This window comes from uncultured Fretibacterium sp. (assembly GCF_938040765.1).
GTDB lineage: Bacteria > Synergistota > Synergistia > Synergistales > Aminobacteriaceae > CAJPSE01.
Map to the genome: position 1 here is coordinate 1 of NZ_CALIAA010000035.1, position 4,098 is coordinate 4,098.

A 4,098-nucleotide genomic window follows, 5' to 3' on the forward strand; every position below is an offset into this window, starting at 1 on the left:
TCAATCCTTCGGCACGGCCGGATAGCCCGCGTCCGAGAGTGCCGCCGCAGCCGCCGTGGCCTGGGACTCCTCGACGCGTACCTCCTTGCTCTCCAAGACGACCTCGTACCCCGTCACGCCGGCGGCGTCCAGAGCCTTTTTGATGCGTCCGACGCAATGCTGGCAAGCCATATCCGCAACCGCAAACGTCCTCTTCAAGGGACCCACCTCCCGACTTCGATACGACACCCGCGGCAACGCGAACCGCGCGCCGAAAACCCGCTTACTTCTTGTCCTCCGACGTTGTGTCCTCCGATGCAGTCTCCTCGGGGACCAGCATCTCCACCTTATAGGTCTTCTTCAGGCCCTCGACCGCATTCTTGAAGGCCTCGCCCTTCTTCTCGTTGGTCAGGTACTGGACCAGCTGCGGCTTCACCGTGTCGAACGGCTCGACGGACGAGGGCGTCCGGCCCTCCAGCCTGATGATGTGCCAGCCGAACTGGGTCTTGACGGGCTCGGAGAGGTCGCCGGGGTTCTTGAGCGCGAAGGCCGCGGCCTCGAACTCGGGGACCATCTGCCCCTTGGAGACCTCGCCCAAGTCGCCGCCCTGCGCGGCGGAGGGGCAGAGCGAACGGCTCTTCGCCACCTCATCGAAGGAGACGCCCGCCTTCAGGTCCGCCTGGATCTTCGCGATGGCGTCGGCACTCGTCACGTCGTCGCTGATCAGGACATGCCGGACATGCACCCGCTCGGGCTGCGTAAACTGGTCGGGATGCTCGTCGTAGAACTTCTTGGCCTCCTCGTCGGAGACGGTCACGTCCTTCAAAGAAGCGTCGATCGCCGCGCGCGCCAGGGACTGGTTCCGGAAGGTCTCCACCGCCGTCTTGAACTCCGGCGTCTGATCCAGCTTCTCCTCCGCCCCCTTGAGGGCGAAGAGGTGCATGGAGACGAGCTCGTCCAGCACGGCCCTGCGGCCCTGCGGGTTGTCGTACATCATGGCGCCCTGGGGGCCCATCATCCGAATGACCTGGTCGATATCCTTCTCCCGGATCTCCCGGTCCGCGACCTTCGCGAGGACCTTCTCCGGGTCGGCCTTCGGAGCGTCCTTCGTCTCCGGCTGCGTCTGCGCGGCCCACGCCAGGCCCGCCCCCATCAGAACCACCAAAGCCAATCCCAGCGCCGACTTCTTCGCGAAAAATCCCTTCACGTCCTCTTCCTCCTCGAGCGTTTTCTGCTTGCCGCCTCATTCCCCGGTTTTCACGGGGACATGAGCCTTATCGTTCATACGACATGGCATTGTAACATAAGCCCAACCCATGGGAACGGGGTAAAAGTGCGTATCTCCCCATCGGCCCCGCCGCGTTCGCCCATTTCGCGGGGCGTGAGCTATAATGCGTGTGGGAATTTTCGTAAATCTGGACGGGAGGATGGACCATGCGTCTGATCGATACACGGGCAGTTCTGGGGCTGTCGCTCTGGATCCTGGGGTTCGCCCTCATGACCGCGGGCTGGCTGGTCGACGTGCTCTTCGAGCACCTCGGCGCCATTCCCGCCAAGGTTCTCTACAAGACGGGAGCCGTCATTGTGGCCGCCCCGGTCATCTATTTCCTCTGGAAGCTATCCCGGACCCTCTATGTCCATCGCATCGACGTCATTCTCTTCATCAACGATGCCTGGAGGCTTTTCGGGGGGCTCTCCAAGGCCCTTTAGGGGCGCGGCGGAGGCCGGCTTGTCGAGCGCATCCCTCCTCGCCGCCTTGGCCGGGCTGGCCATCGGCTTCCTCATGCTCTACCTCCCCTACTGGTGGTGCCGCAGGAGGGGCGAACGCGAGGAGGACTGGGGCCTGATCTGGTTCATGGGGCCGGGCGCATGGCGGGACACCCTCCTGGCCCTCGTCCTGACCCTGGCGCCCCTGACCCTCGTCTCCCTGAACTGGCCGCAGGAATGGGGCGGCCCCGGACCTCGGCACCCCTCTCTCCTCGGGGCGCTGAACCTGCTGGGGGGCGGTGTGGCCGCGGCATTCATCGAGGAGACCTTCTTCCGGGGCTGGCTTCAGACCCTCGCCGTACGCCGATGGGGGCCATGGCGCGGAATCCCCCTGACGACGCTGCTCTTCGCCCTGTCCCACCTCGTGGCGATGCCGGCCTGGCTGAGGCTGGCGACCTTCTTCCCCGGGCTCGTCATGGGGGTGCTGCGCCACCGCAACGGCTCCGTGCTGCCCGCCATCGTCTACCACGCGCTCTGCAACGTCTGGGCCGTCTGGTGGGCTCCCCTGCCCTGAATGGATACGACAAGGAGGTTTTTATGATGATCTGGGAGAAAATAAAAAGTGGCCTTTGCGTTTTCCTCGCGCTCCTGTGCGCCCTGTCGACGCCCCTTTCGGCGGAGGCCGACAGGGGCGCGCTGGAGCTGCGCATCCCCTGCCGCGTCGGTGAAAGCGCCTGCGCCGTCATGCCGGACGGCTCGACGGTCCCCCTCGGGACGGTGCGCAGGCTGCCGGTCAAGACGAACTGGCCGGCCTACACGGCCAGCAAATGGGGAACGCCGAGTACGGTCTGTGCCTCGGCCGTCAATGCCGTGCACATGCTGGTGGACGTCGAGAAGGGCCGCGGCCGCATCGTCAGCGTCGTCCCCGCGGTGACGGTCGCGCCGGCGGCGGCGGACGGCGCGTTCTTCGCACTCGACCTCCCCGCAGGGACCGGGTTCTTCGGAGGCTTCGCCCCCGTCACGGGGTCCCCCGTCCGGATCGAGGCCCCGGACGGGACGCGGCGTCCCCTGGACGGGGCGCCGCGGGAGGGGGAGACCCTGGTAATCGAAACCTCTCTGCCGGACCGTCCCGGGACCTGGATGGCGGACATCGAGAACCGACCCGGCGGGCGCGTGATCGCGTGGACGAAGGACGGGCCCCGCACGGCGGCCCGCGTCGTCCGTCCCGTCGGCGGAGTGGGACGCTTCGGCGGGACCGAGTTCCAGAGGATCGGGCGAATCCGCGCCTCGCATACGGGGGTCATCGACATCGCGACCTCCCCGCGTGGTTCGGTGGGCGGCATTCAGATCATGCCGCTCGTCCACGCCCTGACGTCGAACGAGATGGCGGGCGCATGGAAGCTGACCCAGTGGATGATCCTGGCCCCGCTGCCCGGCCGGCCGATGCTGGAGGGGACCGCCCCCCTGTTCAAGGGGACGATCGTCCCCGGGACGCAGGGGGACGATCGACTGGCCGACATCTGGAGCACCTACGGCCGGCGGCCCTTGGTCCTCTGCCGCCGCAGCGGCGGCAGAGGAAACAGGATCGTTACCAAGGGACGCCGAGAGATGGGCGCTGGGACGCCCCTCCGGGCGCGACCTCGCCCCACCACCGGACACCGCCTCGGCGCCCGGCCGTGCCGTCCGCGCCTACTCGTCCAGGTAGGGGTTGGGCCCGTCCATGACCCACGGGACGTCCGCAAACAGGTTCATCTGGACGACGTTGGCGTCCCCCCTGAAGAGGTCCTCCCTCGTGTCGAATCTCTTGTCGGAGAACAAGATGGAGGCGTTGTCACCCACGTCGCGCTCGACGTCCTTCCCCCACTCGGGCGCCGTCACGTCGGGGACGGTCTCGACCCTGCGCTCGATCCTGCCGAAGAGAATATACGTCACCCCGTAGAAGATCATCCCCTCGTCGCAGGCGAGGTTCACGTACGCCTCCGTGGCCTTCGCGGGGTCCACGCCCATGGACTCGAAGAGGTGCCTGCCCTCCTCGCTCAGGGCCTTGCCTATGGCCAGGGGGAAGTTCTGGCAGCCGGCACAGCTGCACCTCTCGTCCGTCCGAGGTAGCCCCTCGTACGCCCTGCGGGTGGCTTCGGCGTCTATCTCGACGGAGAAGTTCTTGAAGTCCAGTCTCATGGCATGTCTCCCCTCAGATGATACCGTCCGCCGGCGACCCGGCGCCCGCACCACTCGGCTGCGGGCCACGCCCTGTCCTTATGGGGGAAGCCGTCGAGGCCGGGCTGGAAGCCACGGCACAGACTGAGGGCGTCCCCGCCATCGCCCCTCTCGTGCGGGGGCGCGGGCGGCGGCCGGAAGTCCGCGCCTACTCGTCCGGGTAGGGGTTGGGCTCGTCCAGGACCCACGGCACCC

Annotated in this window: 7 protein-coding genes; 2 read left to right on the forward strand and 5 right to left on the reverse strand. The window is 67.1% G+C overall.

Annotated elements, in window-relative coordinates; all coding sequences use genetic code 11:
- Positions 1-198 carry a heavy metal-associated domain-containing protein gene (locus Q0176_RS01150; protein WP_299298224.1) on the reverse strand — a complete coding sequence of 66 codons (198 nt, stop codon included), beginning with the start codon at positions 196-198 and terminating at the stop codon, positions 1-3.
- A 64-nt stretch (positions 199-262) separates the two neighbouring features.
- Positions 263-1,186 (reverse strand): peptidyl-prolyl cis-trans isomerase, encoded by a 924-nt coding sequence (locus tag Q0176_RS01155; protein ID WP_299298227.1) that lies wholly within the window; start codon positions 1,184-1,186, stop codon positions 263-265.
- Positions 1,187-1,413: 227 nt separating this feature from the next.
- Here Q0176_RS01155 and Q0176_RS01160 point away from each other — a divergent pair, with 227 nt between their 5' ends.
- Together Q0176_RS01160 and mrtS are read left to right on the forward strand one after the other, a co-directional pair.
- Entirely contained in the window at positions 1,414-1,689 is a 276-nt protein-coding gene (locus Q0176_RS01160; RefSeq protein WP_299298230.1) for a hypothetical protein, read from the forward strand.
- 19 nt (positions 1,690-1,708) lie between these two features.
- Positions 1,709-2,260: a Synerg-CTERM system glutamic-type intramembrane protease MrtS gene (gene mrtS, locus Q0176_RS01165; RefSeq protein ID WP_299298233.1), complete on the forward strand. Its 552-nt coding sequence runs from the start codon at positions 1,709-1,711 to the stop codon at positions 2,258-2,260.
- Between the two features lie 238 nt (positions 2,261-2,498).
- Here mrtS and Q0176_RS01170 read toward each other — a convergent pair whose 3' ends face one another.
- The 3 genes from Q0176_RS01170 to Q0176_RS01180 all read right to left on the reverse strand — a co-directional run bounded on the left by Q0176_RS01170 (position 2,499) and on the right by Q0176_RS01180 (position 3,864).
- Positions 2,499-2,990, reverse strand: coding sequence for a hypothetical protein (locus Q0176_RS01170; RefSeq protein WP_299298236.1), 492 nt, complete (start codon positions 2,988-2,990; stop codon positions 2,499-2,501).
- A 39-nt stretch (positions 2,991-3,029) separates the two neighbouring features.
- Positions 3,030-3,206 (reverse strand): hypothetical protein, encoded by a 177-nt coding sequence (locus Q0176_RS01175; RefSeq protein WP_299298239.1) that lies wholly within the window; start codon positions 3,204-3,206, stop codon positions 3,030-3,032.
- 169 nt (positions 3,207-3,375) lie between these two features.
- Positions 3,376-3,864: a hypothetical protein gene (locus Q0176_RS01180; protein ID WP_299298242.1), complete on the reverse strand. Its 489-nt coding sequence runs from the start codon at positions 3,862-3,864 to the stop codon at positions 3,376-3,378.
- Positions 3,865-4,098 lie beyond the last annotated feature (234 nt).

Coding starts and splice junctions, on each gene's coding strand:
- Q0176_RS01160 (WP_299298230.1), top strand. CDS start 1,414: ATGCGTCTGATCGATACACGGGCAGTTCTGGGGCTGTCGCTCTGGATC.
- Q0176_RS01170 (WP_299298236.1), bottom strand. CDS start 2,990: ATGACCCCCGTATGCGAGGCGCGGATTCGCCCGATCCTCTGGAACTCG.
- Q0176_RS01175 (WP_299298239.1), bottom strand. CDS start 3,206: ATGTCGGCCAGTCGATCGTCCCCCTGCGTCCCGGGGACGATCGTCCCC.
- Q0176_RS01180 (WP_299298242.1), bottom strand. CDS start 3,864: ATGAGACTGGACTTCAAGAACTTCTCCGTCGAGATAGACGCCGAAGCC.